Genomic DNA, 24036 nt, shown 5'->3' on the forward strand with positions numbered 1-24036 from the left:
TGTGAGTCGTGGACCTGTGTTCAGGTGGGTGGAGTCGCCGAGCCGGGCTTGCTGCGTACGGTCACGGTTTCAGCGGTTCTGTGAAGGAGTTGGCCTTCGATCCGGCCGCCGTTGATGCGGTGCCACAGCGCCTCCCGCTGCTCCGGGGTGAGCTGCCGCTTACGCCGTTTGGTGTTCTTCACCCCGGGGCGCGGCATGGGCGGCGGCGGTTTACCTTTGCCGCCGTTGACGCGGAGGGTGATCCAGATCAACGTTCGGACGGAGTCGATCAGGGACGCCAGGAGCATCTCGGCCTGCGACCACGGGGCTTGAGTAGGGTCGGCGTCTTTACCGGCCTGCTCCATCTCCGTGTCGCTCATCGCGTTGCGCAGTGCTGTCTTCGTCGCCGACTCCGCCGGGAAGTTCCGGATGAAGTTCCGCAGGCGCCGGTACGTGAGCCTGCTTTCGCCGCCTCCGGGTTTCCACAGGTCGTGCAAGTCGGTGCGGTGGCAGTGGATCCACAGATCGGCCTCGATCTCGTCGCCGTACCGGTCGATCAGAGCGTCGAGGCCGGCTATTCCCCCCGGGTAAGACCTTGGTAGTGCTTGGTAGATGCCTCGATGAGGGCGTTGACGTCGTCGTTGGAGATTCCCTCAAGCTTGCAGAAACGCTCGTAGTCGTCTCCGAGGAGGGCCGCGACGAACTTCCGGAGATCTCCGCTGCCCTCGTTGAGGTCTGCCGTCACCTGCCAGTCAGCCGCACTTGCCGGCTGCATGGTGAAAATCTCGCCGTCCACATCGAACACGAACGGCTGACCAGTGGCTTCGCGCTGCCGATCTCGTAGAGAGAACAGGGAGACAGGGGCGCCGTCCTGAGTGATGACCTTGGTTTTCGCTGCGCGTCGGGTTGGGGGCATTTAGGAGTTGACCTCGTAGAGCTCGGGGGCAAGGTATGCCCGGTAAAGGGTGTTGTTGGCTGCGTCGGGGTAGGCGGTGACGGTCAGCTCGAAGCCGCGCATTTCGTCCTGCTTGGCGCTGTCATCACCGCGGTCGGTGACCTCCCCTTCGGGGATGTAGATGCGCTCCCACAGGTCACCGTCATAGATGTCGAAGATCCACGATCTCCTGTCCGGGGTGACGGTGGCGGACTCGGCAAACGTGACGATGCCGTCGACGTCGGGGTCGAGGGCCGCCAAAGGCTGGCGGAACATGATGGAGCGCACGATGGGGCGGCGCGTCTCCCACAGTGTGAACTGCAGGGTTCTGACGCTGGAGGTGATGACGGTCCGGAACGGCGCCGACTGGCCCCATCCCGTGAACGATTCGCTGTCCTCGTCGAAAGCGGTGGTCAGGCCGTCGTCGCTGATGGTGCCGAGCGCTGCCCAAGGGGCAGTGGGGGCGTTGCGCGGGTCGAGAGGCTGAGCGGTGCCGCGCGGGCCACACCAGCCGCCGCCGTTGGCACCGACCATGGCCAGATCGTCGGAGCGAGCAATCGTAACCACGAGGATCTCCTTGAATGCAGAAAGCCCCTGCCAGCAAGGCTCGGGGCTGGAAGAACTTGGCCAGGTCAGGCCGGATGAACAGTGATCCGGTACGTGGCGCCGAAGCGGCGCAGGCCGGAGTTGTCGTACGGCAAAGGCCGCGGCCCGGTGAGGGTCTCCACCCGGGTCACCACGGCGTCGCCAGTCTTGTTTCGGGCCAGTAGGTTGTGCAGGGCCCACTGGATGTGGAGGGCTACGGCGGACGCACCGTCCCGGGTGGCGTCGAACACGTCGACATCGACTGTCGCCCGGTCCAGGCGGAACCCGTCGTAGGGGCCACCGATCCTGCGGATTTTTGCCGCCGGCAGGAGGTCATCGAGGTCGTTGGGTGTCTCCGACATGGCGTGGACGTTGTCGACGGTGGCCTCGATCCACGACGTCAGCAGCGCCTCGACGTCGATCACTCGCGACTCACCTGGTCGATCGCCCGCCCCAGGATCCGCTTGCCTTCACCGACCCGGCGGTTGCCGAACTCGATAGGCGCCGCGGCCGGAGAGTCGTTTCGGATCTTCGCCCAGGCGCGATCGCCTGTGCCGAGCTGGATCGGGCTGCTGGACTGGCCACTGTCGATCGTGAACGACTCGGCGTACTCGCCGGACTCGTGTGGGGCGTCCGCCTGGGCGTAGGAGACGATGATGCGCGCCCGGCTGATCATCTCCTGCTCCATCTTCGCGGACCGCAGCATGGCGCCGATGCCTTTGTTGTTGGCTCTGAAGCGGGCCTTGGCCACGACGCCTCCTCAACCCTTGGTTCGTTCGAGGCGGATCTCGATGCCGGGCGCAGTGCCGGTCAGCGGCGACTTCCAGGACTGCGGTTCACCGTCCACCTCGAACACCCGCCCGTACAGGCGCACCCGATCCGTGGCCCTGATATCCGTCCCGTACGGGGCTAGGACCGTGAACAGCTCTTTCGTCTGGTCCTGGGCTTCGACCTGCTCGGTGCTGCCGGTCGGCCAGGCGGCACACCCCGGCACCGGGATCTCCCGATCCGGGCCTGGTAGGTAGTTGCCAGCGCTGTCCCGGGTACGGGCGCCGGGCCGGAGGATCACCACCGTTTCGCCCTGCGGCAGAGGGACGGGCATCAGTACCAGCCCTCCTCATGCCACCCTTCCTCCGGCCAGGTCGGGTCGATCAGGATCGGCCAGGACGCGGACGGGTCAGCGGTGTCCGGGGTGGGGTCGACAGTGAACGCTCCCCCACGCCCGCCCAGCCGCTTCAGCGTCGCCGTCTCAGCCTTGGTGAGGTACAAGCCCGCCTGAGGTCGCTGCACGCTGTAAGGCCCTACGGACTCCGAGGCGACGCCTTGCGGGTTGGCGTAGCACCGGCCGGCGGCGGCGAGCACCACCGCGCTCGCGCCCGTCGGGAGCGGTTTGACGATCGACTCAGCCAGCAGCGTGGCCTGGCTGAGAAGCAAGTCTGCCCGGGCCTCGTTGATCTCCGTCAGGTCCAGGTAGAGGGCGAGATCCACGGCGGTCAACGCCACGGCGACCTCCTACAGTGCCTCGATCGCCTCAACCCAGCGGGCCAGGTCCTCGGTCGGGTCGAGCTCTTTGGAGCGCTGCCGGGCCCGGGTGGATGCCTGCTGCCACTCGGCAGGGTCGTCCAGGGCACGGATCGTCGCCGTCCATGCATCGATGTCGGTGACCTCGCAGAACAGGCCTGCGTCCGCGAGAGCTTCCGATAGGCCGGGAGTGGGGTTCGCGACAACGGGGATACCGGACGCCATCGCCTCGGCCGCGACGCGGCCCCAGGACTCCACGTATGACGGCATCAGCAGCACTCGGGTACGGGCATACACCTCATCCCGCATTCGCTCTCCGGGCACCTGGTCGAGGACCTCGACGTTCGGCAGGGCGCGGAGGATCTGCTGCCCGTAGGCGCCCTGGACGCCCAGGAACTGGTGCTCGGGGAGTCGCTCGGCGAGCCGCCAGAACAGTTCGGCGCCTTTTTCCCGGTTGAGGTTGATCAATGTGATCGCCGACCCGGGAGTGGTCGCGTAGTCCTCGGCGAACACCGGGGGCCGCACCACGATTGAGTGCGCCGGCCTGGTCCATTTCGGGTGCTCAGCAAACTGGACGTCAGCCTCGGCCTGCAGATGCAGGCTGTTGTAGACGACCAGCGCACACGACCCGGCGGCGATGTTCTTGAAAATGATCGGCGCCGGGTTGTGCGCCAGGGCGACGAACGGGATCCCGTAGCCGCGGGCCAGAGCTGCGGCGGCGGGCACGTTCTCGTACTGGCTGATGACGACGTCGGCGTGCCGGATCGCTGTCCCGAAGTCCAGGCGGGACGCCAGCGGAACGACCTTGATGCCATCAAGGGTGTAGGGGTCGCGGGCCTTGCCGTAGCGCGACAGCCACACACTCACCTCGTGGCCGCGAGCCGCCAGGGGCCGCAGCATGGAAAACAGCGCCCACTCGCCGCCGGCGTTGTGGTCCGGCGGTGCTGAGTGGATGCGTACCACGATGCGTTTCGGCCGATCTGCCCGGCCGGTGAGCTCTGCGACAGCAGGAGAGGGCGGCGTTTGCAAGGTGCCGCCCTCCGGCGTGGCCACAGCTTTCGGCGTACGTGTCCGCCTCGCTGGGGCGGCATCAGCCGCTCTTCGACGGGGCGGCATCAGGAGATGTTGCCCGCGGCGGTGTACTTGACGAACGCCTCGACGTCGCCGACGACGAACCCGTAGAAGGCCTCCGCCAGGAGCAGCACCAGGTTCTCCTGGAACGCGCTGTGCACTCCACCATCCTCATCGACGTAGGTGGCTTCCTTGGAGATGCGGACGGTGATGTCCATGCCGACGCCGTAGGCGGCCTGAGACCAGTCGCCGCCGATCGCCCGAAGGCCGGTGTCGGTGGAGGCGGACTGGCGGCGGTGCTTGCCGGACACGCTGCGCGAGTAGGCGAGCGTCTCACCGATCAGCGTGCCGGCCACGGCCTGGTCCATGCCGGGCGAGGTGGTGTCGACGAAGATCGGGCGACCGTTCGCGTCGGTCTGGAGCAGCAGCTGCGGCTTCAGGCGCGGGTCGGCGGCGAACCCAGTGAAGTCCCAGTCGTCGTCGACGACCTCTGCCATGCCGTTGACCAGGTCGGCGTAGATGCCGCCCACATTGTCGGCCGCGGTGCCGAGGTGCACCCACTTGCTGGTCTCGATCAGGTGATCGGAGAACGGGCCAGCAGCGCCCTTCATGGTCTTGCCGTGAATCGCGGCCCGGTCAAAAGCGCGGGCGAACGCGGTCGGCAGGTCGTTCTGCAGCTGCGTCCACAGCCCCGCAGCGTTGGTCATCGCGACCTCTTCCGCGACGGGGATGAGGACGGCGAGCTTCTTGGCGGTCATCTGCTTGACGTCGATCCCGCCACTCGACAGGGGCTTGCGGGAGCCCTGACCGACCCAGTCCGCGGTCGGCACGTCCAGCGGGACGGGGATCGAGGTCGTGGCGTCGATCGCCAGCGGGGCACGCCGCGCCAGCGACATGATGGCGGACTGCTCGACCGACTTTTCGAAGATCGGCGCGGAGGTCGTACGCGGCAGTAGCGCGTCATTGACATCGGAAAGCTTGATCGGGGCGGTCGCCACCATCAGGCACTACCTTTCTCAGCGGCCCTTGAGAAGCCGCGACTGAATGAACCCCGCGAACTCGTCGACAGGGTTGGAAGATCGGGGGGAGTTGGCGCTGGACGCCTGTGTCCGGTCAGGGGCCGGACGCTTGGGTTCCGGCTCCGGCTGCGGCACCTTCTTCGCCAGGTGCGGTTTGCGTTCCAGCAGGTCAGCGAGGTCCGTCTGGATACGCTCGGCGTCAATTTCGCCGTCCTCGTCGGCGTAAGAAGACAAGTCGAGGAAGGCAATCGCATCCGCCGGGTCGGCGAACTTTGCGGTTGCCAGAGCACGGACTTCCGCGCGGACTGCCTTAGTGATCAGGCCCTGGACGCGGCTTTCCGCTCCCTCGGCGCGGGCGGTGACCTTTTCAAGATCGCTCTTGTCGCGATCCTCGAACTCCTGGAGCTTGCGTTCCAGCTCCTTCTGGGCTCTGGCCGCCTCCCGTAGGGCTCTGTCGGCCTCGCGCCGGGCCCTGCGTTCCTCTTGCAGCGCGGTCTTGCCGGTCTCGCCGAGCGTGCTGTTATCGCTGCGGGAGGTCTCCGTCGCAGAGGCCTCCGCGGTCGGCTCCACAGTGGTGGAGTCGTTGTTCTGCTCGGTGGTGCTGTCGTCAGCCATCGCGGCCTTTCAGGAATGGTGGCCTGTGCCATCGCGGCTACGGCCAGGGAAAATCACCCGCGTGATGCGGGGAGTCAGTGATGCAGGTCAGTCCTCGCGGCCCTCGAAGGCCTTGCGCCAGGCGCGCAGCTTGGCCCGGGTGCCGCGCTCGGCGCCGGTGGAGACGGTGTAGAGCCGGTCCCACTCATCGACGTAGGAGAGCGGCTCCCATTTCTGACCTCGGAAAATGGGATAGACCGTGCAGTCGCAGTGGTCGTGGAACTTGTATTTGCCTTCGCCCTCGAACTGGGCGTTCACGGCCCCGCCAGCGGTCTCTTCAGAGTGGTAGACCGGCCCTTTGGAGGCCATCAGCGCGCAGAAGAAGCAGGTGTCAGGGCCGGTGGTTCTCCCCCAGCCCAGCACCTCGGAGTCTTCATCGACGGCTTGGATGATCGTGTCTCGCCCGGCATCCGCCACGATCTTCTGGGCAGCGCCCGCAGCCTTCTCCTTGGCTGCGGCGAGGCGTTCCTCGATCGGCGGCGGGTTGTCCGCCTCGGGGATCCACAGGTCCTTGGTGGCCCATCTCAGCGCCGCCTCGGCCTTGCCGTCCGGGATCTCCGCGGGAGTGGGCTGGAAAATGCCGCGCACCCCGGCAAGGTCGCGCTCATCGACGTAGTGGTCAGCGGCGAGCGCCCCGGACATGCCGGCGAAGCGCCGCAGTAACTCGATGACCGCCTCGATCCATGCTGGGACGGTGGTGGCGAACGCACCAAGGCGAATCAGATCCCATAGCGGAGCCATTTCCTCGACCAGCTGAGCCGACAAAGCGCGTTGCGCGTCCTGATACTCAGCCGCCCGTTCCTGCTGCGTCATCGGCGGCCGTCACCTCCGGGCGAGCGCGCTCCCGACGGTTGGCGGCGAGGGCGTTGCCGACCTCGGCGAGCGCCTGCCGCCCAGCTGAGCGGCGCCGGTCGGCGTGAACTCGCTGCCGCTGGCCTTCAGTCAGGCCGACCATCTCCAGCGTGACGTCGGAGTCGGCAGGAAGGATCTGCTGCTGCACCAGCTTGACCGCGGCATCGGTTTGGGAGGCCATGGTCGGCGTGGCGGGGTTGCGCCATACCGTCTCGATGCGGCGGGCCCGGTCCGGTAGCTCACCGGTTTTGATCAGCAGCGCTAGGCGGAACACGTTGGACCAGGGCGTGTTGAACAGGGTCTGCTTGCGCTCGGCCCGTTTGACCAGCTGCGCTTCGGTGGAGCGGATCGCGTCCGCCGACGCTGGGTTGTCGGTCGTGTAGCCCAGGTAGTGGGGCGGCAGGCCGAGCTGGGTGGCCATGATTCGCGCGTACAGGTCGACGATGCGGGTCGATACCGATGGGTCGTAGGCGGCGAACTGGCCGACCTGCGGGACCTCGCCGTCCTCGTCCCGCTCCAGGGCGAGCACACGCCCGAGGTAGGTTTCCCACGCTGACAAGGGGTTGCCTTCGGCGTCCTGGAAGGCGCTCTCGGAGGCGCCGAGGATGTACCGCTGGGGGGCGCCGTAGAACTCGCGGGCGACCTCCATTCCCATGAGGGTCCGGCACGCCGCATCGGTGATCGACATGACCGCAGGGGTGATCTCGCTCCTGCCGACCCGGTCCGCGGTGCGCTGCCGGTTGGAGATCCGCACCACCGGCACCACGCCGAGCTCGTGGTCGTCGCGGTCGATGACTTCCCACCCGGTGGAGGTCTGCACCATGTGGATCGACGCGTTCGGCAGGTACAGCACCGCGGCATCGTCGTTGTCCAGCTTGTACAGCCGCAGCGCCGACGTCACCGCACGGGCGCGGGCGTCGTAAAACACCGTCATGTCGAGCGGCGACTCCACCGAGATCAGCGGCGGGCAGTCATCTGAGCCGCAGTCCCCGGATCCGACCGCCACATACGACCGGCCGTAGATCAGCGAGTCCAGGTGGGCGAGCTGGGATTCGGCGACCAGTTCGTTCGGCTCCCAGATGTCGGCCAATTCGTTGGAGTTGCCCGGGGCGTCCTTATAGCGCCAGGTCTCGATGTCCAGGCGCTGCTCCAGGGCATCCACGCCGATCTGCGGCCACCCGATGACCGTGTGCAGGCCCCGAAGTTGCGGCGGGATCGAAATGCCCAGGTCTCGGACTCGCTGCTCGCCGTTGTAGTAGCAGTCGCGCAGCTCCAGCCGAAACCGGTCCGACAGCAGCTCGGTCCGCAGTGCCATCAACAGCGCTTGCTCGTCGTCCGACAGGGTCAGCAGCGGCAGGTCAGGGATCGTCGCGGTCATCGCAGTACCACCGCCCGTCCCTGTCCTCTACGTCCCAGCCCCTTGGAGACGGCGTCCACTCGGGCCTGCCAGGCGAGCATCGCGGCGATCGCGGCGTCGATCTTCCTGCGGCTGGTCGGGTGCTCCTTGGCGATCTGCAGTCCGGAGCGGGAACTACGCCGGCGGGCGTTCAGTATGTGCCGGGTCAGGGCGAACGACCCGTCGTGAGTGAGCTCGCCGTTGACGATCGCGGCGTGCAGCTGCTCCAGCGCTCGCACCACGAGGTTGGTGCGGTTCATCCACCACTCGATCGGATGCTGAGCAGTGGAACGCACCTTCAGCCGCCGGCCATAGGTGTACTCCCAATCCGCAACGTACGACCGCCAGTCAGCTGCGGGGTCGGCATAGAACCCCATCACCCGGTATTTCGAAAACGCCGAACGTACCGCGGCCTCGACCTCGGCGATCGGTACCCACCAGTCCTTACCGGTGGGGCCGTCAGGCTGCTCCCACACCGCAATCTCAAACAGGTGACCGTCGCTGACGCGGCAACCGATCAACGCTGTCGCGTCGGTGACGCCTCGCTCCCGGTGGCGGCTGCCGTCGAAGCCGAGGGTGATTCTTTCCCCATCCGCTACGGCCTTCGTCGCGTCCGTGCAGGCGGCCCATTCTGGCTGCGACAGCCAGGAGTCAGTGGCATGGGTGATTTGGTTCAGGAAGAACCTTCTGGCATCTGTGGGGTCTGTGTCTGGATCCCAGTAGTCTTCGAGAACCCGGTCGAGGTTGACCCAGCCACCGTTCACGTCGGCCGAGTCGCCGTAGGCCACAGCCAAGCCCGCGAGCAGCGAATCCCGGTCCTCCGGGTCAGTATCGGCCGCGGCCTCTCGGTGGTCGTAGAGGATGCCGTCGCCGCCCTTGAGCTTGCCTGCCTGCTGGTTCTGCCAGGCCTCCCACGACTTCTCCGCCACCGAGTCCTCGCCAGGAATGAAGGCGTTGGGACTCTCCACCGAAGCGGCGTTCACCTTGGTCAGGTTGCGCCGGATGGTGCTGGCAAGCTTGCGGCCCCCGTTCGATGGCATCCACGACTCCGTCTGGTCCATCACCGCGAAGATCGGCCTGAAGCCCTCTCGCGAGGTGGCCGCCGATGTCGTGTACTCGATACGGCCCCGCGGCACATTGACGAAGGACTCCATCGGCTCGATGTCGTACTCGTCATAGACGCGGCCGTTGCGGGCCATCTCCAGCAGCGGATCCCACGTATTGGCCGTCTGGTCCTCGCTGACCGCGACGATTTGCGCCTTGGCCTTGAAACCCATCGACGTCCACTCGCGCGCCACCGGCTCCCCGTAGGCGTCCCAGCCATCCAGCACCACCGGAGCGAGCGCCTCGGTCAGGCAAAGCGCCGCCAACAGCGGCGACTTCCCCCAGCCCTTTGGCCTGCATAGAATCGCCCGGCGAATACGGCGGGCGTTGTCCAGGTGCCGCCCTTTCACCGCCGGCCCGGAGAACGCGGGGTCGACCACGTAGAAGTTGAGGATGAACTGCGCTTGTTCGTCCGTCAGCTCCAACGGAGCTCCTGCACTAGGACCATCCGGGACGACCAGGTGCGCGGTCATCCAGTCCAGGACGATGTAGCCCAGCGTCGGCAGTTCCCCGGGATATCGGGGCCCCCGCCACGGCATCTACTCGTCCTCGTCGGCCTGGCGGGACGGCAGGACCCTCAGCTTCGCGTACCGGTCCTCCGACTTGGGGCGCTCCGGCCGCTTGGCGTCCGCCTCGTCCGCCTGCGCAAATTGCATCCGGAGGCGGGCCCGGTCCTCCATCGTGGCGCCGTGCTTGGCCACCCGAAGCCGGAGCTCGGACGCGGCCGACAGATCCCCCATCCAGAACCGGGCGTGAATCAATGCGGTGTCCAGCAGGAACTGCCAGTCCGTGGAAGAGAAGTGCTCAGCCTGCGGCGAGGACTTCCACGTCTCCCACCACTCCACCGTCCGAGACGGCCACCTCCACTCCAGCAACACCCCGTCCTTCTCGATCGAGAACGACGGCAGGTCAGGAGCATCTGCCTTCTCGAAGCGCAGGATCGTCTGCGGCTGAGGGTCCTTGTTGCGTCGCGCCCTCCGCGAGGGGTCCTTCGGCGCAGGGCCTACTCCGGCCATGGAGGGATCACCTCCAATGACGATGAGTAGCTAAGGCAGGGCTATGAGCTGCCCCCGAGGTCCCCAGACCTGTACGTCGGGGCGACTTCTACACCAGCCGATTTTGAATTTACCGGACATAGGGGATAATCCCCCACCTTGGACATAAATCGGACACAATGTCGTCGCTCTATGCGACTACGAGAGCTGTGGCCACCTGAACGCGACACAGCGAAACGCATCGCGCTTACAGGCATCGAGGCTGTGATGAGCCATCGAGTTGCCCTCTCGGCACACAGGACGCATCTCGGCGCCAAGGTCTACTTGTTCTTCGAGGAGCCGGTGTAGTAGCCCGTGTTCCTCTTGTGGAGGAGCTGGCAGTAGCCACGCGCTCTGGGCCCCATGTACTTACTGAGCTTGCGCGCGCAGCGTGTCCAGTCTCCCGAGGTTCCCCATCGGATGGAGCGTCCGCCAGCTCCTGTGCTCCAGTAGCGTCTGAGGGTTTCGGCGTTGCCTTGGGGTCGCGCCATGGTGATCACCTCTACCTCGGGTACCCGCGAGTTGCTTGGGTCAGTAGCCGAAGGGGTCGTAGAAGTCGAGGCCTTCGCCTGCTTCTGAGACCTTGCTTAAGGCGTCATGCAGGTCGCTCTGGTGGGCGCCTGCGACGTCAATGCTCCAGGTGCCGCCCCCAACTGGTGTGATCTTGAGGCGGTCGTCTGGGGTTGTGCCTCTCCAGTTTCCGGTGAGTTCGACTCGGACTGTTCCTGCGTTGGTCTTGACGTCTACTCGGGTGACGCCTTCGTCGGGGCCGTTGGGGTCGCTGTCGTCGAAGCCGTCGACTACAACGTCGATAGCGTGGTTGAGCTTCGCGAAGGACTTGGCGTCGAACTTTGTTTCGACAGGTCGGCCATTGTCTCCGACGTTGCGAAAGCCGAACTTGTTGTCGTCGGTGATGAAGATGTCGAGGTCGCCGTGGCCGGTGTCTATGCGGCTGGCGGATTCCATGCGGAACAGGGCGTCGTCGATCTTGGTGAGGTCTTTGCCGCTGAGCTGCAGGGCTGGGGCGTTTCCTAGTTCGTCCAGGGACGGGTCGTCGTTGGGGGGTAGGCGCAGAGAGTAGGTGTCATCACCGTCCTTGCGGACTAGCCCAACGAGCTTGGAGTACGGCCTGCCGTCCTGATTGTCTACCTGCGTGATCCAGTCTTCTTTGCCGTCGTTGTCGTCGGAACGGCTGATGTCTTTCAGGCTGCGCTTGAAGGTGAGGGCGCCTTGTTTCGTCAGGTGGACGGAGCCGTTCGGGGTGTTGACAGTGAGACCGCCGTCTACGTGATGGTCAAGGGCGATCTCTCCGCCCCCGCGGGTTGAGATGTCGGATCCGGCGATGATATCGGGCATGCGCCGAGAGCGGGCTCCCGCCTTATGGGCTCCGCCTCCACCTCCGCCGTGGGAGAACTTGCCGTCGAGGGCGCGCGGGTGGTCGTGCTCGTTCCACGTGGTGGCGCTGTGGCGTCCCACGCTCACCTCCGTGTGATCTTGGTGGGGGTTAGCTTTGGACGCAGATGCCGGAGACGCCGGCCAGGACGGTGAAGGTCACTCCAGGGAAGGAGCGGCGGAGGGTCGTGGCGGCGTGCTGGGCATCGTCGTCGGACAGGTCTTGAGTGAAGGCCACCAGGACCTTGTCGCCAGGGCGCAGCACGATCAGAGCTGGCTCGGTCATCTCTTCGGCCAGAAGAGTTCGGGGTGTAGTGCACGGTGGGCGGCGTAGCGGCGGCGGGCGCAGAAGGCAGGTAGCCAGTCCAGCCAGCAGGAGATGCCGTCAGCACAGATTCGGCTCCAGAGTCGGCCGGACCACTGCTCAGCCGCCCACCAGAACTCATGGCGGGCGTGCTGGATGATCTTCATCCCGTGACGCCTCTGGCGAGGGCTTGAATCATCTGGCCAATCAGGAACAGCGCCTGCTGCTCAGTGAAACCCGCCTCGACATAGGCGACGAACACCTCGTGGAGTTGGACGGCGCCCTGGGCGAGCTGAGTGATGGGGTCCTCAGGCTCAGGCATGAGCAGCCCCCACTTCCGTGAGCAGCGCCGTGTCTATGGCCGCGATGACGGACTCCCAGCCCCGCGTGTAGGCGCACCCAAGCGCCCCTTCCTGCTCGGACGGTGCGGGACGTCGAGGGATGTCCAAGATGCGGGTGAGGAGGACTTTCATCCGGGCGTTGTCGGCGCGAAGGCGCTCGATCTCTTCAGCTTGAGCGTCATGGTCAAGCAGGAAGCATCGGGATACGCACTCCGCATTGCTGATCACGATCCCAGCTAGTTTGAGCTGGCGAGCGGCGTCGGCCTCGTTCCACGCCTGCATCCACTGCTCCGGAGTCAGCACACCGGACTCCAGACGTGGCTCCTCAGGCTCAGGCATCACGACCGCCTTGGCCTCGACCGTCCAGGCGTCTCCGCAGCGGGAACAGAACACGGACACAGGGTCAGGTGAACCGTGACGGGTGGTGACCTCAATGTCGTGGCCATGGTGTTGGCACTCCTGGTCAGCGAGCACCGTCCGAGCCTCATCGAGGGTGTAGGTCTCCTCGGACATGTTCTTCTCCTCGTGGATGGCGAGAGCCCCGGCGCACGAGGACACCGAGGCTCTCTACCTCCAGGAGCGACCTGGAGGATCTCGGTGGTGTTCAGTCGCGCAGCCCTGGGTGCTTCTCAGGGGGGCGTTGGCGGCGGCCTTGCTTGGCGGCCCTGGCCCGTCCGCCTTCGGCGCTGCTCTTGCTCCGGTGGTCGTCTACGCAGATCGCAGCGAGGTTCGCGTAGTCGTCTGACCCGCCAGCTGCTGCGTTTTGGACGTGGTCGACATGGGTGGCGTGGCCGCCGCACTTGTAGCAGGTGTGGTTGTCGCGCTCCAGCACGTGCTGGCGGATGGCAGGCCAGCCTTTAGGGAGCGACGCTTGCCTGTTGTGGCCCTTCCACTGGCCGTTCGGCATGGGCTACCTCGCCTTCGCGGAGCAGCTTCCACGTTGCCTCGGGGTCGCCTTGGGCTTGGTGGTAGCGGTAGATGCGGGCGAAGTTCGCGGTGTACTGCTCGCCCTCTTTGACGGCGGAGGCGTGGTGCAGCGCGTAGACGCGGCCCTCATACCGGGCAGGTTCGGCGCCGAGGAGCGTCAGGTGGGCAGCGCTCCAGGCGGCGTCTTCGCCGCCCCAGCCGAGGAACAGCTCGTCCTGGCCGCCGTGAGACCACCAGGTGGCGGGGGTGGTGACGTAGACGCCGGAGCATGCTCCGGGGACTTCGACGTAGTTGCAGTCCTGCAACGGGACGCCGCCGCGGTATTGGGCGGTGCCGTCGCGCCTGAGGGACCGGTAGGCGGTGTAGGGCAAGTGGACCAGACCGCTGGTGGCGGCGCCTCGGATCGCTTCCAGGAGAGGGTCGCGCTCGGGCAGGGTGTCGGCGTCGCCCAGCACCACCACGTCGGCGCCGGCCTCCTCGGCGAGGCGCACGCCGCGGTTGCGGCATCCGGCGAGGCAGAACGGCTGGTGGTTGGTGTCGACGGCCAGGACCGCCGTGTCGGGCAGCAGGTCACGGTAGTGGGCCACGGTCAGGTCGTAGGCGTACTGGCGGTCCGTGGTGGGCCGCCATGGGATGACCACCATGACTGTTGGATCAGTAGTCATAGCCTGCCCTCTCGTGCCCGACGTGCGTTACTGCGGGCGGGTCGCTGCGGCGTCCCCAGTAGGCGCCGCGGGCTGCCCGGTTCTTGAAGAGCTGCCGGCCGAAGCGGGATTCGGACCAGGCGCCCTCTGGCCAGGGCTTGGCGAGGGTTCGGGCCGGGAGGAGGCTGGGGTTGCCGGTGAAGCCGGCGCGGTGCTCGATCCACCAGAAGTGGCCGTCAGTGCACTCCTCGAACAGCTGACCCTGTGCTTCGAGCGCCTCGATCAGTCCGCCGTGGTGGTGCTCGTTGCCGAACCACGGCTGACGGAGCAGGGCGACTTGGGTGAGGTGGTCGTAGGTGTCGAGGACCGCGGCGAGCTCGGCGAGGTCGACGGGCCGGTTGAAGGTGAAGTCATCCTCGACGAAGAACACGTGCGGGGCGTCGGCGGCGAGGCGCCACACGGTTTGCATGGCCCGCCAGTAGCCGGCCGCCTGTTCGGCGACCGGGACGATGGCGCAGCCGGGGAACTCCTCGGTCAGCCACGCCCGGTAGTCGGTGTCGCCGGAGTCGTCGACGATGGTCACCGAGCCGACGCCCACGACGTTGCCGGTCGCGGACGGCAGGGACTGGATGATGCAGTCAGCTCGCCCGTTCGTCAGGACAATCATGGGGATGCTCAACCGGCCTCCTCCCCGTGCGCGGTGCGGTGGTGGCGGTCAGCGGCGGCGAGCAGCCCGAAGATCGCGGTGACGCTTTCGACCGTGGGGTCGCCGTCGTAGGGGTCGCACAGGCCGGCGTAGTAGGCGACAGGCAGGCCGCCGCGGTCACAGCGACGGCAGTGCAGGCCGACGCCGCAGTCCTCATCCCCGATGAGCTGGAAGCGGGCGTCGATCGCAGCGATGTTCACGACGGCCACGGGCCGGCTTTCAGCGCCCGGTCGATGCCCTCTTCGAGGGTGATCTTGGGCGTGTAGAAGGCCAGCATCTTGGTGGGGTCGCCCACCCGGTAGGCGACGCCCTTCGGCGCGTCCAGGATGTGCTTCAACTCCGGCGTGTAACCCGCGGCGGCGGCGAACATCTGGGCGAGGTCGTTGAACGGCGTCGGCCGCCCTGTGCACAGGTTGGCCGGGCCTGGAACGTCGTGGTCGACAGCCGAGAGGGTAGCGGCGACCACGTCGGAGATGTGGATCCAGTCGCGGACCTGGGTGCCGTCGCCCCAGACCGTGAACGGGTCGTCGCGACGTCTGGCCCGGTCGGCGAACGAGGGGAACGGGTAGTCGCTTGACTGGTCTTCGCCGTAGCCGGAGAAGGGGCGGAACACGTGGACGCGGACGCCTTCGGCTTCGGCGTGCTGGGCGAGCATCTCGCCGGTGAGCTTCGCCCAGCCGTACGTCATGTCCGGGATGACGTGCCGCTGGCTGCCGAGGCGGAACGCGTCGTGGTCGGCGGTGTAGGGGTTGAGGTTGAGGTCGTCTTCCCGCAGTGGGTACGGGCGGTCGAGGGTGCCATCGGCGCCGTGCGGTTGCTGGTAGGCCACCGGGTAGGCGGCGCTGGAGCTGTAGTAGATGACGCGCTTGGGTTTGGTCCGAAGCGCCCATTGGAACAGGCTGGCGTCGATCTCCAGGTCTACCGCCAAGGACAGCGGTTCGCCTTCGATCTTGGCTCGGCCGCCGACGACCGCGGCCAGATGCACCACGAGGTCGTAGTGCTCCGAGTTAGCGGAGAAGAACGCTCGGGCATCCAGCAGTCGCACGCCGGGAAGGCCGCGAGGATTGATGTCGAAAGCGGTGACGTCGTAGCCCGCCTCGTCGAGGGCGTGGGTGAAGTGGCGTCCGACGAAGCCGGCGGCGCCCGTGACGAGAGCAGTGGGCACGAAGCGCCTCCTTACACGCGCAGGGCGTCAGCCGGGATGCGAAGGGTGTCGTCTCCGTACCAGCCTTGGCCGACGAACCTGCCGGGCTGTCGAGGGGTGGGGAAGTCTCGTTTGTCGTCGAACCCGGCCGGCTCGAACTGGGGGCTCTCAGGGCTCGTGTGGACCATCAGGGAGCGTTTGGCGACCGGGTAGACCTGGTGGGCCAGCCACAGCTGATCGGCCTGCCAGCGCTCCACCCCGTCATGCCCTTCCGGTAGCAGGGCCGCCGAAACGCGGGCACCGTCTCGCTTAGCGCCCCACATGCCGGCGAGGATCGGCATGCCGTGCTCGGGGTGGTCGCGCATGACGTGCCACTGCTTGTCGGAGGCGAGCCACTCGTGGACTGCAGCCTGCTCGCGTTCGCAGGGCCGGGAGTCGGCGTCGCGGAACATCACCACCTCTGCGGCCTCGTCGCGGAGGGCGTGGAAGCGCCAGAACGTGGAGAACCAGTTCTCTGCCGCGCCAGGCATCGGGACGAGTTCGACGTTGGTGTGGGCGGCCAGCTGGTCGCGGGCCTCCTGAGGGATGGAGTCGCCGACGTAGAACCGGCATACCCAGCCTGGGTAGAGGTCGGCGCAGAGGCGGGCGTTGGCCAGCGCGCCGGCGACGTAGAACTCCTGCGGGCCGAACAGGCTGAAGGAGATCAGCTTCACAGCAGGGCCTTGAGCTTGGCGACGTTGCCGGGCATGTCGTGCTCCAGCCAGGCTGCGTAAACGAGCCGGTCGGCCTCGGCCGCGGCGGAGTTGTTGACCTCTCGGTACCGGTCGTCCTCGGCGGCTTTGCCGTTGAGGTAGTGCATGTGTTCGATCACGACGTCCGGCAGGTAGCGGAGCCGGCCGATGGCCTGGCCCAAGTCTTTCCACACGTTGTCGACCCACAGATGAAGTAGGCCGGGCGGCGCCATCCACCCTAGGGTTTGGACGATGTCGGAGGTCATCGCAACCTGCGTGGGGAGGCGGTCGTGCTGTAGGAGGTCGTCGCCGTAGACGATGCCGGTGCCGAGGCCGTGGAGCTCGTCGACGTACCGACGGTCCCAGCCGTGGCTTCGAGGCCGGTGGTCGTCACCGAAGAAGCCGACCGCGAAGTGGTGCGGTGCCCGCTCTACAGCGATCTTGCTGAGGGTGGGGCACATGCGCAGACGAGGTCCGACTGTGAGCTCGATCTGCCGGGACCGGCACACATACCGGTACTCCTCCAGCATCGGGTCGTCATCGTCCGCAGCGACCAGGAGGGCAGCAGCGCCTGCCGTGGCGGCCTTCCATGCGTCGTGCAGTGCGGCGATGTTGCCGGGGCGTCCTCTCGACGGCACGATGATCAGCAGGTCAGACACACCGCTCCTCTCAGGTGACACGGATGGGCTCGCCTTCGAGGACGGGAACCTCTTCAGAGGCTGTGACTTTCACCCAGGGGACCTTGGGGCCGGGTGTCACGCTGAAGTCAAAAGGCGTACCGGGACCCATCTTGATCTTGGCGACGGTGGCGCCGTCATCATCGACATCCCATTCGGCGGTCTCCCAATCAGCATCGGTGGGGCGGATGCCGTAAGCGAGAACAGTCATCTGGACTGGGAGACTGTCGAGGTTACTGTCGCCTTCGACTACTACGGACAGATACTCACAGGTCTCTCTAGGCCAGGTTTCGATCGCCACACGTCACCTCCCAGCAGAAGCACGTGCTAGCGGCGAGAAGAGCGGGCAGCCCAGCCGCGGCGGGTCGCGCCAAGGCGGATCGCGATGTCTCCGGCAGATGGGGTGCGGGCAGCGACTTGCCCGCGGCCAGCGCGTACCCGGATGGATACCGCACGTCCGGTGAGCGTTTGCTGCTGAACAGCCGTGATGAGGGGCTGTGCGGCCCGGAGGCGGATGCTGCCTGCGGCTCCGGTGAGGGCAACGGCCGCGGCTGCGGTCGCTGCTCCTGAGCCTGCCCGGGTGACGATCCGGCCTGACGAGCCGGCCGGTGAGGCATTCTGAACGGCTGTCACCTGGCCGGCGCCAGCGCGTAGCCGTACCGTGCCTGCGGCGGCGGAGACAGGTGCGGCCTGGGCGGCGGTGATGGTGGCGCTTCCAGGGCGAAGGCGGATGGCTCCAGCGGTGCCTGTGGCGGTGATGGTGGCGGAGTCAACGAACGTCGAGGCGGAGTTACCCGGTGTGCCGTCCCAGGTGGCGCCAGCGGTGTCACCGTCAAAGTAGGTGTCGAGGGTGGCGGTTTCCTCGGTCAGCACCATCGAGATATGGGTGGTGTTGATCGGAAAGTTGATTCCGTCAACAATCAATCTGCAGGCGACCGCGTTGGCTGGTGCGGTCGCAGTGATCGACAGCCGGGTGAGGACCTGGGTGGACAGGGTGTAGTTGGCAGATGGGTAACCGAATCCGCTACCGCCAGCGTTGAGCCACTCAATGAACAACGTCCCCGAGTTGACCTGCGATGACACTGTCCGCACGTAGACAGAAAGCGTATAGGTGGCGCCTACGGTGACAGCGCCGGTGGAGGTCGCTGCGGTGGCGCCGTAGGAGCCGGCCGTGTATTCGGCGGCGGTCGACCTGCCGAACCCGCTGACACTGACCCGGGCCGGCGTGCTAGCGCCGCCCCAGCCGCTGTTGTTGTTGGCTAATGCCGGGTTCTGGCAGAGGTTGTGACGTGTCGCCACTCGATCCCCTTCCCTCAGCGCGTGCTTGAAGGGGTCAGTTGGTGAACATCGCGACCAGGCCTTCGGTGCTGTCCAGGGTTGGGGTGAAGGTGCCGCCGTTGCTGGCGGTCTGGGTGCCGCCGAGGTCCCACAGCACAATCACAGGCGACGTGGAAGCGGTACCGGTGTCCTTGTAGAACACGATGTAGGCGCCCGCCAGTGTGCCCGGGTTCGAGGTGGTCCAGGACGGGTCAGCGGCGTCCGCGACCAGGACGCCGGTGCCCTGGCATGCCCAGGTGACGCCGCCGTCAGTGACAGTCGTACCGATCACGGTCGGGTAGGTCGGGACCGAGCCGCCGGAGGTGCCGCCCACGACAGCCTGGTAGACGTACCCGTTGGCGCTCACGGGGCGGATGACGTCGCCCACCGTGTAGGCCGTGGAGTTGGCGCGCTGGACGCCCCAGCTGTTGGCCGCGGTGTAGGTGACCGTCTTACTGGCCAGGGTGGCGCCGCCCGTGGTGTAGCCGGAACCGCTCGCCTCGGTGCCGGCGGCCAGGACCGTGTTGAGGAACTGGGCGGTATCCAACGTGGTGCCGACCGTGTGGGCCGACAGGAGCATCGCCTTGATCGTGTCGCTGCTGAAATTGAGCAACCCGGACAGCAGGCTCTTCTGGAGCTGCCCGTAGGTGTAGACAGTGACGGCCACAGCCAAGCCCTCCCTGGGCGTCAAGAATGGTCAAGGCGCCCAGGAGGGCGGCGGTTACGGCAGCTCGGGGTCCGGATCCCCGATCGTGCCGGTGTTACTGGGCAGCGAGGTCAGAGTGACCTCGACGTCGTGCGTCTGATAGCCGCCCCCGCCGGTCAGCGGAATGCGGTCACCGTTCCCATCGAGGTCGTATACGGCCGCCACGCCTCGGAGCGGGCTCTCATCCCAGAGGGTGAGCACCCTGTGGTTGGCGTACACGCGCTCGCCCGGCGGGAGAGACGAGGCGGTCTCCCACTCGTAGACGCAGCCCTGGGTCTCCAGATCCTGAGTGCCCAGCCAGGTGAGGAAATTCCTGTAGCCGGGGCTGGTCATGTGCACCGGGGCGGTGCGGATATGAGCGGTCAGGTACGGGTCGACAGGCACGAGGCTCCAAGCGGGAGAAGGTGGGCATGCGAAAGGACCGCCCTTGTGGACGGCCCTCAGGTGGTGCGGAAGTCAGCTGTCGCTGAGCGGAGTGTGCAGCCGCGGTACGCGGGCGTAGTTCTCGCCCTCGATCTCCACGATGTCGGCTGCTGGAACCCACCGCTCGACCACGTAGCGGCGGTAGTCGTCCGAGGCGTCCCAGAAGATCAGCGCCAGCCGCTGGTATTCGCCGCGGCGCCACGCCTGTAGCCATGCTGTACGGCTCCCGTACAGCACCAGGGGCGGACGAGGCGGGACTGCGGACACGGGGTGAGGCTACGAGACGGCACTGACAATCAGGCGGGCTCTGGCCAATGCCAGGTGCCGCCGCGCGAATCGCCGCCGGCCTCATCCTGTGTGACGCCGCGGCAGAAAAACATCCGGTCGGGTTCAAGCACTGCGAGGCCGACTGCGGCCTCTCCGGCCAGCTGGACGGTCACCTCGGTGACGATCGCTGCCCTGCATGGGACGGCTTCCTCGCCTGGGAGAGCCTGATCCACGTAGTGGACGACCACTCCGACAGCGGGCGGGACAGGGTGTGGCCAGTCGACAGGCATGCACATACTCCAGGTCGGTCAGGGGTTGGTGCCGGGCGAGCAACCGCGAAGGCCGACTTTCATCGGGAGCTGCCCGCCCGGGTCTAGCTCGGCCTGGCCCCGGACCCCGCGGACAAAGGAGCCAGGCCGAAGAACACGACTACACATCGATCAGCCCGTGGTTGCGGAGTTCTTCGACGATCTCAAGCTGCCCTTGGGGCAGGATCCAGGCCACGTCTACGAAGGCGCCGGTCGGAATCCTGGTTGGTACCACCTTGAAGCAGTGGACCCAGTCGGCGGTCGGGAGGTTCCGGGCCTGACGGGTGCGCGGGTTGGTGTCCTTACGGACGATTCCGCACTGCTGCATCAGCTTGTTCAGCTCCTGCGCCGATCGGAGACCGAGACGCTTGGCGAAGTCCGTGGTCTCCACCGCGTTCTCCGGATCGAACCAGGCATCGAAGACCTCGACCTTCGGCTTGTCCGCCTCAATCTGAAGGTGAGCCCGCTCTAGCTCCTCCTCGGCGGCAAGGATCATCAGCGCCAGTTCCTTGCGGGTTACGTCGCGCTTTGTCTGGCGAAGCTGTGGGATGGCGACCTTGACGACCCAACGGCGGAACACTTTTGGCCCGTCGCCCCGACCGGCGAGACCGATCGTGGCGAACCCGTCCTCGTTGACGAACCATGCTTCGGAGTTTCCAGTGCCCGGCGTCGGGAACCTTACGGCGGTTTGACCTGCGGAAATGGTCCGCATGTCGATCTTGCGCTTGTCTTCCTCTTCTACGAGGTGGATCGCAGAGCGCGGGTTACTGTGTCCGGTGCCCTTGCAGATGTCCCCGAAGTGCATCCACAGGACGCCATCAAGTCGTACCCAACGGAGAGACTGACCGGTCTCCGGGTAGCGAACCACGCCAGACTCGCCGTGGAGGTTGGCTGACGGACCTGCGAAGAAGCTAAGTTCTGTCATGTCGATCTCCTGCTACGGAGTTGATCGGCAAGCCCTGTCGGACCGTTCGCGCGGCCGTCAGGGCACCTTCATTCAGAAGGCCCGAATTACCTTTATTTTACCAGTCTGGGCATTCAATTCCTGGTTGAGCCGAGTGCCAGAGCGGCAGCGTCGCCCACCTTTGACTTCATTTATCACGCCGCGTTAATTCGGCGGAAGAAGTGGTTTGGATCCTTCTGGATCCGCGTCAAGTCATCGATGTAGTTACGTAGCGCCTTCGATGGACGGAACCACTCTGTTCCCTGGATTCGCGTCTTGCGGAATCTAGTGTGCAAGCGCCCCTCAACGCAACGGTCTCCAGGTTCGGTTGCCAGTAGCTCGACAGGGCCAACGGTCATGCCTGGCGGCATACATGACCCTCTGCTGAGCGCCTTAAGACGGTTAGTAAGGTTGGTCGTTACGCCGATCTTGATGAGTCCCTCACGCTGCACGAAGTAGATCAGCGAGGGTGCCCGCTCAGGTTGAACGCGCTGCTCTGCGGCTCGTTTTTGGAGCTGCCTTTGGTGCTCTTCGTCGCGGATCACGATGTTCGCGTCTAGCAATGCTCGCGTGAAGATCTGGCGATATGCCTCAGGGATCTCATCGTCACCTGCGTTACGGAATCGGCGATATACCGACTCCCAGGCCGCTTCTTTGCGCGCATGCTGCCAGCAACGTCCGCCAAGGCCTGCAGACTGAGAACATCTTCGGCCAGACTCGCAAGGGTTGACGCATCGATGCTCACCCCAGCTGTCTGCTTGCAGCACCTGATTCCAGTCGCACTCGATGCACCCGATGACTTGTAGCTCATCGCCCGAGAAGTCGACCAGCGCAGCACTCTTGTGGCAGGACGGGCAGACCCATTGCATTGTTTCTCCCGGAAATGCGAGCGCCCCGAGCCGGGAGACTCGGGGCGCTCTACCTGAGGTAGCGAACCGCAGGATCTTGTGAGGGTACGTGAGGCAGAAAGTTAGTCACCCAGCCAGTACAGGCCGCTGCCCAGAACTACAGACCGGATGGGCTCGAACTCCGGGTCCTCGACGACCTTGGTGAGCCGTCCGACGAGGCGTTCGTACAGGCGGCGGTGGGCGAGCATCTCCTCGTCGGTACTGGAGGAAAGGCTTGCGCCAACCGACAGGCGGAGATACTCGCGGCTCATCTTCCGACTGCTTTGTGTGGGTGTACGAGGTGAAGCACCATCGTGCTGTGGCGGCCGTCGTTTTCTCTCATCCACCGCTTCATGAACTCTTCGACCTCCGCGAGGTGCGAGCCGTCTGCTCGTACGGTGAATGGCCCGTAAAACTCGTGGTGGAACTCGCCGTCGTACCAGCTAATAGAGACGACGATCATCACTCGACGTCCTCTTCGGCGACGATTTCCAGCCCTGCCTCGTCGAGGTCGAGCAGGAGCTGGTTGGCGAGCCATCCGATCCTGTGGTCGGGCTCCTGGACGAAGTAGTCGTCTTTCCTGAGGGAGTCGATGAGGACCTGGCGGGCGGTGAGGCGTTCAGGACGCGGGCGCCCTGCCATGACGAAGCTCAGCTCTCGTGCGATCTGCGCCGGATCAGCATCCGGCGACATGCTGATCGAGACGCGCGGGCCGCGCACGCTCTGGGAGCCCCGGTGGCGGCGGAAGAACAACCTCACGAGACGCTTCCGAAGCCCGCGTTCTCCCGGACCCTCTTCAGCAGCCGTTCGCGCTCCTCCAGGTTCTTCCCGAGGGCATCCGGATCGTCAAAGTGATCGGCATCCGCGACATGTTGAAGGTACGGGTCCACGATCTCGACCGTCTCGTCAGTGACGAGGATCGCGCGGGCTCCGCAGTCCTGCTTGAACCGCTGCCATATCTCGGCATCGTTGGAGGCAGGCACGGTGACTGGGCCGCACTGGTCGACGATGAGGGCGAAGGGCTCCTCGACGTTCTCGCCGACGACGACCGAGGGCAAGGTCAGGATCTGGATGCGCATCAGGCCTGCCCCTTCAGGGAGTCAAGCGCCTCCTGGGTGAGGGGGCGACCGCACCTTTTGCAGTCCGGCTCCCATACCAAAGGGCCGTTGTCCTTTGCGGTGCCCTCCCCTACAGGGGTGAGGCAGGAGCACAGCGACGGGTCGTCCGGGGTGTGAGTCTCGAAGGTCCGATGGAAGTCCTCGTAGGTGTCAACCGTAGCTCTGCCGTGCCTCGTGAGCGTGCTGGCGGGGAAGTCGTTCCACCAGTCGGCGACCTCTTGAAGGTTGTCCTCAGTGAGAAGCAGTGCCTCCACCTGGGTGGGTTCGACCGGTCGGCTCCGGTAGCGGGCGGGGATCACGCCTTCGCCTCGGGCGTGGCCGCCTCCACTTCGCCCCCGTACAGCCTGTTGCGCCACCACCACACGTGCGGCGACAGCAAATCCACCTTGTAGGTGCGGCGCTCGGAGACGTCGCCGTCGTCGTCCCCGTCGAGTTCATACGCAGCGGGTGGGAAAACCTCGACACCAACCGGCCGGAGCATGACGCACCCCTGGTCGAGCACGGATACAGACGACACCACGGCGGGTGTCCGCTCGTAGTAGACGCGTCTGCCGAGGAGCTGCTCGGCGGCGGGCTTGTCGTCCAGCCAGTCGATCGCCGGATGGTTGAGGAGCTGCTCAATGATGTCGGGAATCTTCCGAAGGGTGACGAGAGGGTCAGGGGCGATGACACCTTCCCAGCAGGGCTGCCGGTTCAGCGCGAGCGTCCACTCGCCTTCGGCGCGGATCTCGTCGCGGCCCTTCCAGTCGTTCACCTCGCGGCGATTCTCAGTGCGGAAAGCGACGTCGATCTGTACGTGGTGACCACTGAAATGGGACCAGTGCGAGCCGTCGCCGAACACGTCGCCCCACTGCCAGTGGCTTTCCCGGTTGAGTTCGTCGGCGAGGCCGTGCGCGACTCGGGCCTTGAGGGTCTCCTTGCGGCCGGTCTCGATGTCTCTGGTGAAGCCGATCTCGGCGTAGTGAGGGCGGCCGTCAAGGAAGAGCTTGTCGGGCACGTAGCGGTCAGTGCGACTCCGGTACTCGGACATGCGGGTTCTCCAAGGGGGTTGG

40 protein-coding genes are annotated in these 24036 nt (G+C 66.0%); all 40 read right to left on the bottom strand.

Features of this window, described 5'->3' with window-relative positions:
• Positions 1 to 20 precede the first annotated feature (20 nt).
• The 40 genes from AB0N02_RS42755 to AB0N02_RS42950 all read right to left on the bottom strand — a co-directional run bounded on the left by AB0N02_RS42755 (position 21) and on the right by AB0N02_RS42950 (position 24014).
• Positions 21 to 359 (bottom strand): hypothetical protein, encoded by a 339-nt coding sequence (locus tag AB0N02_RS42755; RefSeq protein WP_363959741.1) that lies wholly within the window; start codon positions 357 to 359, stop codon positions 21 to 23.
• 194 nt (positions 360 to 553) lie between these two features.
• The gene (locus tag AB0N02_RS42760) at positions 554 to 784 is read right to left on the bottom strand and encodes a hypothetical protein (protein WP_363959744.1); all 231 of its coding nucleotides are present in this window, start codon (positions 782 to 784) and stop codon (positions 554 to 556) included.
• A gap of 111 nt (positions 785 to 895) precedes the next feature.
• Entirely contained in the window at positions 896 to 1480 is a 585-nt protein-coding gene (locus tag AB0N02_RS42765) for a hypothetical protein (protein WP_363959747.1), read from the bottom strand.
• 65 nt (positions 1481 to 1545) lie between these two features.
• Positions 1546 to 1923, bottom strand: a complete 378-nt coding sequence (locus tag AB0N02_RS42770) for a hypothetical protein (protein ID WP_363959750.1) — start codon at positions 1921 to 1923, stop codon at positions 1546 to 1548.
• Positions 1920 to 2249 (bottom strand): hypothetical protein, encoded by a 330-nt coding sequence (locus AB0N02_RS42775; protein ID WP_363959753.1) that lies wholly within the window; start codon positions 2247 to 2249, stop codon positions 1920 to 1922. The genes AB0N02_RS42770 and AB0N02_RS42775 overlap by 4 nt, the downstream gene beginning before the upstream one ends.
• 9 nt (positions 2250 to 2258) lie before the next feature.
• Positions 2259 to 2600: a hypothetical protein gene (locus AB0N02_RS42780; RefSeq protein ID WP_363959756.1), complete on the bottom strand. Its 342-nt coding sequence runs from the start codon at positions 2598 to 2600 to the stop codon at positions 2259 to 2261.
• On the bottom strand, positions 2600 to 3001 hold the full coding sequence (locus tag AB0N02_RS42785; protein ID WP_363959759.1) for a hypothetical protein: 402 nt from the start codon (positions 2999 to 3001) through the stop codon (positions 2600 to 2602). The genes AB0N02_RS42780 and AB0N02_RS42785 overlap by 1 nt, the downstream gene beginning before the upstream one ends.
• A gap of 9 nt (positions 3002 to 3010) precedes the next feature.
• Positions 3011 to 4072 (bottom strand): glycosyltransferase family 4 protein, encoded by a 1062-nt coding sequence (locus AB0N02_RS42790; protein ID WP_363959762.1) that lies wholly within the window; start codon positions 4070 to 4072, stop codon positions 3011 to 3013.
• A 62-nt stretch (positions 4073 to 4134) separates the two neighbouring features.
• Entirely contained in the window at positions 4135 to 5091 is a 957-nt protein-coding gene (locus AB0N02_RS42795) for a phage major capsid protein (protein WP_363959765.1), read from the bottom strand.
• A 15-nt stretch (positions 5092 to 5106) separates the two neighbouring features.
• Positions 5107 to 5724 (bottom strand): hypothetical protein, encoded by a 618-nt coding sequence (locus tag AB0N02_RS42800; RefSeq protein ID WP_363959768.1) that lies wholly within the window; start codon positions 5722 to 5724, stop codon positions 5107 to 5109.
• A gap of 87 nt (positions 5725 to 5811) precedes the next feature.
• Positions 5812 to 6576, bottom strand: coding sequence for a hypothetical protein (locus tag AB0N02_RS42805; RefSeq protein WP_363959771.1), 765 nt, complete (start codon positions 6574 to 6576; stop codon positions 5812 to 5814).
• A complete protein-coding gene (locus tag AB0N02_RS42810) occupies positions 6551 to 7993 on the bottom strand; it encodes a phage portal protein (protein WP_363959774.1) in 1443 nt (480 codons plus the stop codon). The genes AB0N02_RS42805 and AB0N02_RS42810 overlap by 26 nt, the downstream gene beginning before the upstream one ends.
• On the bottom strand, positions 7990 to 9540 hold the full coding sequence (locus AB0N02_RS42815; RefSeq protein WP_363959777.1) for a hypothetical protein: 1551 nt from the start codon (positions 9538 to 9540) through the stop codon (positions 7990 to 7992). The genes AB0N02_RS42810 and AB0N02_RS42815 overlap by 4 nt, the downstream gene beginning before the upstream one ends.
• A gap of 114 nt (positions 9541 to 9654) precedes the next feature.
• The gene (locus tag AB0N02_RS42820) at positions 9655 to 10131 is read right to left on the bottom strand and encodes a hypothetical protein (protein ID WP_363959780.1); all 477 of its coding nucleotides are present in this window, start codon (positions 10129 to 10131) and stop codon (positions 9655 to 9657) included.
• 299 nt (positions 10132 to 10430) lie between these two features.
• Positions 10431 to 10640, bottom strand: a complete 210-nt coding sequence (locus AB0N02_RS42825) for a hypothetical protein (RefSeq protein ID WP_363959783.1) — start codon at positions 10638 to 10640, stop codon at positions 10431 to 10433.
• A 40-nt stretch (positions 10641 to 10680) separates the two neighbouring features.
• Positions 10681 to 11505: a hypothetical protein gene (locus tag AB0N02_RS42830; RefSeq protein ID WP_363959786.1), complete on the bottom strand. Its 825-nt coding sequence runs from the start codon at positions 11503 to 11505 to the stop codon at positions 10681 to 10683.
• Positions 11506 to 11653: 148 nt separating this feature from the next.
• Positions 11654 to 11827 (bottom strand): hypothetical protein, encoded by a 174-nt coding sequence (locus AB0N02_RS42835; protein ID WP_363959788.1) that lies wholly within the window; start codon positions 11825 to 11827, stop codon positions 11654 to 11656.
• Between the two features lie 181 nt (positions 11828 to 12008).
• Entirely contained in the window at positions 12009 to 12167 is a 159-nt protein-coding gene (locus AB0N02_RS42840; RefSeq protein ID WP_363959791.1) for a hypothetical protein, read from the bottom strand.
• The gene (locus tag AB0N02_RS42845; protein WP_363959794.1) at positions 12160 to 12699 is read right to left on the bottom strand and encodes a hypothetical protein; all 540 of its coding nucleotides are present in this window, start codon (positions 12697 to 12699) and stop codon (positions 12160 to 12162) included. Before AB0N02_RS42845 ends, AB0N02_RS42840 begins: the two co-directional genes overlap by 8 nt.
• Before the next feature lie 91 nt (positions 12700 to 12790).
• Entirely contained in the window at positions 12791 to 13093 is a 303-nt protein-coding gene (locus AB0N02_RS42850; protein WP_363959797.1) for an HNH endonuclease, read from the bottom strand.
• A complete protein-coding gene (locus AB0N02_RS42855) occupies positions 13044 to 13757 on the bottom strand; it encodes a hypothetical protein (protein WP_363959800.1) in 714 nt (237 codons plus the stop codon). The genes AB0N02_RS42850 and AB0N02_RS42855 overlap by 50 nt, the downstream gene beginning before the upstream one ends.
• Before the next feature lie 10 nt (positions 13758 to 13767).
• Entirely contained in the window at positions 13768 to 14436 is a 669-nt protein-coding gene (locus AB0N02_RS42860; protein WP_363959803.1) for a hypothetical protein, read from the bottom strand.
• Positions 14433 to 14663 carry a hypothetical protein gene (locus AB0N02_RS42865; RefSeq protein WP_363959806.1) on the bottom strand — a complete coding sequence of 77 codons (231 nt, stop codon included), beginning with the start codon at positions 14661 to 14663 and terminating at the stop codon, positions 14433 to 14435. The genes AB0N02_RS42860 and AB0N02_RS42865 overlap by 4 nt, the downstream gene beginning before the upstream one ends.
• Positions 14660 to 15628: an NAD(P)-dependent oxidoreductase gene (locus AB0N02_RS42870; protein ID WP_363959809.1), complete on the bottom strand. Its 969-nt coding sequence runs from the start codon at positions 15626 to 15628 to the stop codon at positions 14660 to 14662. The genes AB0N02_RS42865 and AB0N02_RS42870 overlap by 4 nt, the downstream gene beginning before the upstream one ends.
• 11 nt (positions 15629 to 15639) lie before the next feature.
• Positions 15640 to 16320, bottom strand: coding sequence for a hypothetical protein (locus AB0N02_RS42875; protein ID WP_363959812.1), 681 nt, complete (start codon positions 16318 to 16320; stop codon positions 15640 to 15642).
• On the bottom strand, positions 16317 to 16997 hold the full coding sequence (locus tag AB0N02_RS42880) for a hypothetical protein (RefSeq protein WP_363959815.1): 681 nt from the start codon (positions 16995 to 16997) through the stop codon (positions 16317 to 16319). Before AB0N02_RS42880 ends, AB0N02_RS42875 begins: the two co-directional genes overlap by 4 nt.
• Before the next feature lie 10 nt (positions 16998 to 17007).
• Positions 17008 to 17316 carry a hypothetical protein gene (locus AB0N02_RS42885; protein WP_363959817.1) on the bottom strand — a complete coding sequence of 103 codons (309 nt, stop codon included), beginning with the start codon at positions 17314 to 17316 and terminating at the stop codon, positions 17008 to 17010.
• Positions 17317 to 17342: 26 nt separating this feature from the next.
• Positions 17343 to 18314, bottom strand: a complete 972-nt coding sequence (locus AB0N02_RS42890; RefSeq protein ID WP_363959820.1) for a hypothetical protein — start codon at positions 18312 to 18314, stop codon at positions 17343 to 17345.
• A 34-nt stretch (positions 18315 to 18348) separates the two neighbouring features.
• On the bottom strand, positions 18349 to 18999 hold the full coding sequence (locus AB0N02_RS42895) for a hypothetical protein (protein ID WP_363959822.1): 651 nt from the start codon (positions 18997 to 18999) through the stop codon (positions 18349 to 18351).
• 54 nt (positions 19000 to 19053) lie between these two features.
• Complete coding sequence (locus AB0N02_RS42900) at positions 19054 to 19422, bottom strand: hypothetical protein (protein ID WP_363959825.1); 369 nt, start codon at positions 19420 to 19422, stop codon at positions 19054 to 19056.
• A gap of 72 nt (positions 19423 to 19494) precedes the next feature.
• Positions 19495 to 19728 (bottom strand): hypothetical protein, encoded by a 234-nt coding sequence (locus tag AB0N02_RS42905; RefSeq protein ID WP_363959828.1) that lies wholly within the window; start codon positions 19726 to 19728, stop codon positions 19495 to 19497.
• Positions 19729 to 19757: 29 nt separating this feature from the next.
• On the bottom strand, positions 19758 to 19901 hold the full coding sequence (locus tag AB0N02_RS42910) for a hypothetical protein (RefSeq protein ID WP_363959831.1): 144 nt from the start codon (positions 19899 to 19901) through the stop codon (positions 19758 to 19760).
• Positions 19902 to 20157: 256 nt separating this feature from the next.
• Positions 20158 to 20961 (bottom strand): BRO family protein, encoded by an 804-nt coding sequence (locus tag AB0N02_RS42915; RefSeq protein WP_363959834.1) that lies wholly within the window; start codon positions 20959 to 20961, stop codon positions 20158 to 20160.
• A 173-nt stretch (positions 20962 to 21134) separates the two neighbouring features.
• Positions 21135 to 21848 carry a GIY-YIG nuclease family protein gene (locus AB0N02_RS42920; protein ID WP_363959837.1) on the bottom strand — a complete coding sequence of 238 codons (714 nt, stop codon included), beginning with the start codon at positions 21846 to 21848 and terminating at the stop codon, positions 21135 to 21137.
• A 101-nt stretch (positions 21849 to 21949) separates the two neighbouring features.
• Positions 21950 to 22138, bottom strand: a complete 189-nt coding sequence (locus tag AB0N02_RS42925) for a hypothetical protein (RefSeq protein WP_363959840.1) — start codon at positions 22136 to 22138, stop codon at positions 21950 to 21952.
• Complete coding sequence (locus AB0N02_RS42930) at positions 22135 to 22332, bottom strand: hypothetical protein (RefSeq protein ID WP_363959843.1); 198 nt, start codon at positions 22330 to 22332, stop codon at positions 22135 to 22137. Before AB0N02_RS42930 ends, AB0N02_RS42925 begins: the two co-directional genes overlap by 4 nt.
• Entirely contained in the window at positions 22329 to 22625 is a 297-nt protein-coding gene (locus AB0N02_RS42935) for a hypothetical protein (RefSeq protein WP_363959846.1), read from the bottom strand. Before AB0N02_RS42935 ends, AB0N02_RS42930 begins: the two co-directional genes overlap by 4 nt.
• Positions 22622 to 22945: a hypothetical protein gene (locus AB0N02_RS42940; protein WP_363959849.1), complete on the bottom strand. Its 324-nt coding sequence runs from the start codon at positions 22943 to 22945 to the stop codon at positions 22622 to 22624. The genes AB0N02_RS42935 and AB0N02_RS42940 overlap by 4 nt, the downstream gene beginning before the upstream one ends.
• Positions 22945 to 23283, bottom strand: coding sequence for a hypothetical protein (locus tag AB0N02_RS42945; protein WP_363959852.1), 339 nt, complete (start codon positions 23281 to 23283; stop codon positions 22945 to 22947). Before AB0N02_RS42945 ends, AB0N02_RS42940 begins: the two co-directional genes overlap by 1 nt.
• The gene (locus tag AB0N02_RS42950; RefSeq protein ID WP_363959854.1) at positions 23280 to 24014 is read right to left on the bottom strand and encodes a hypothetical protein; all 735 of its coding nucleotides are present in this window, start codon (positions 24012 to 24014) and stop codon (positions 23280 to 23282) included. The genes AB0N02_RS42945 and AB0N02_RS42950 overlap by 4 nt, the downstream gene beginning before the upstream one ends.
• Positions 24015 to 24036 lie beyond the last annotated feature (22 nt).

Source organism: Streptosporangium sp. NPDC051022 (assembly GCF_040683035.1).
GTDB lineage: Bacteria > Actinomycetota > Actinomycetes > Streptosporangiales > Streptosporangiaceae > Streptosporangium.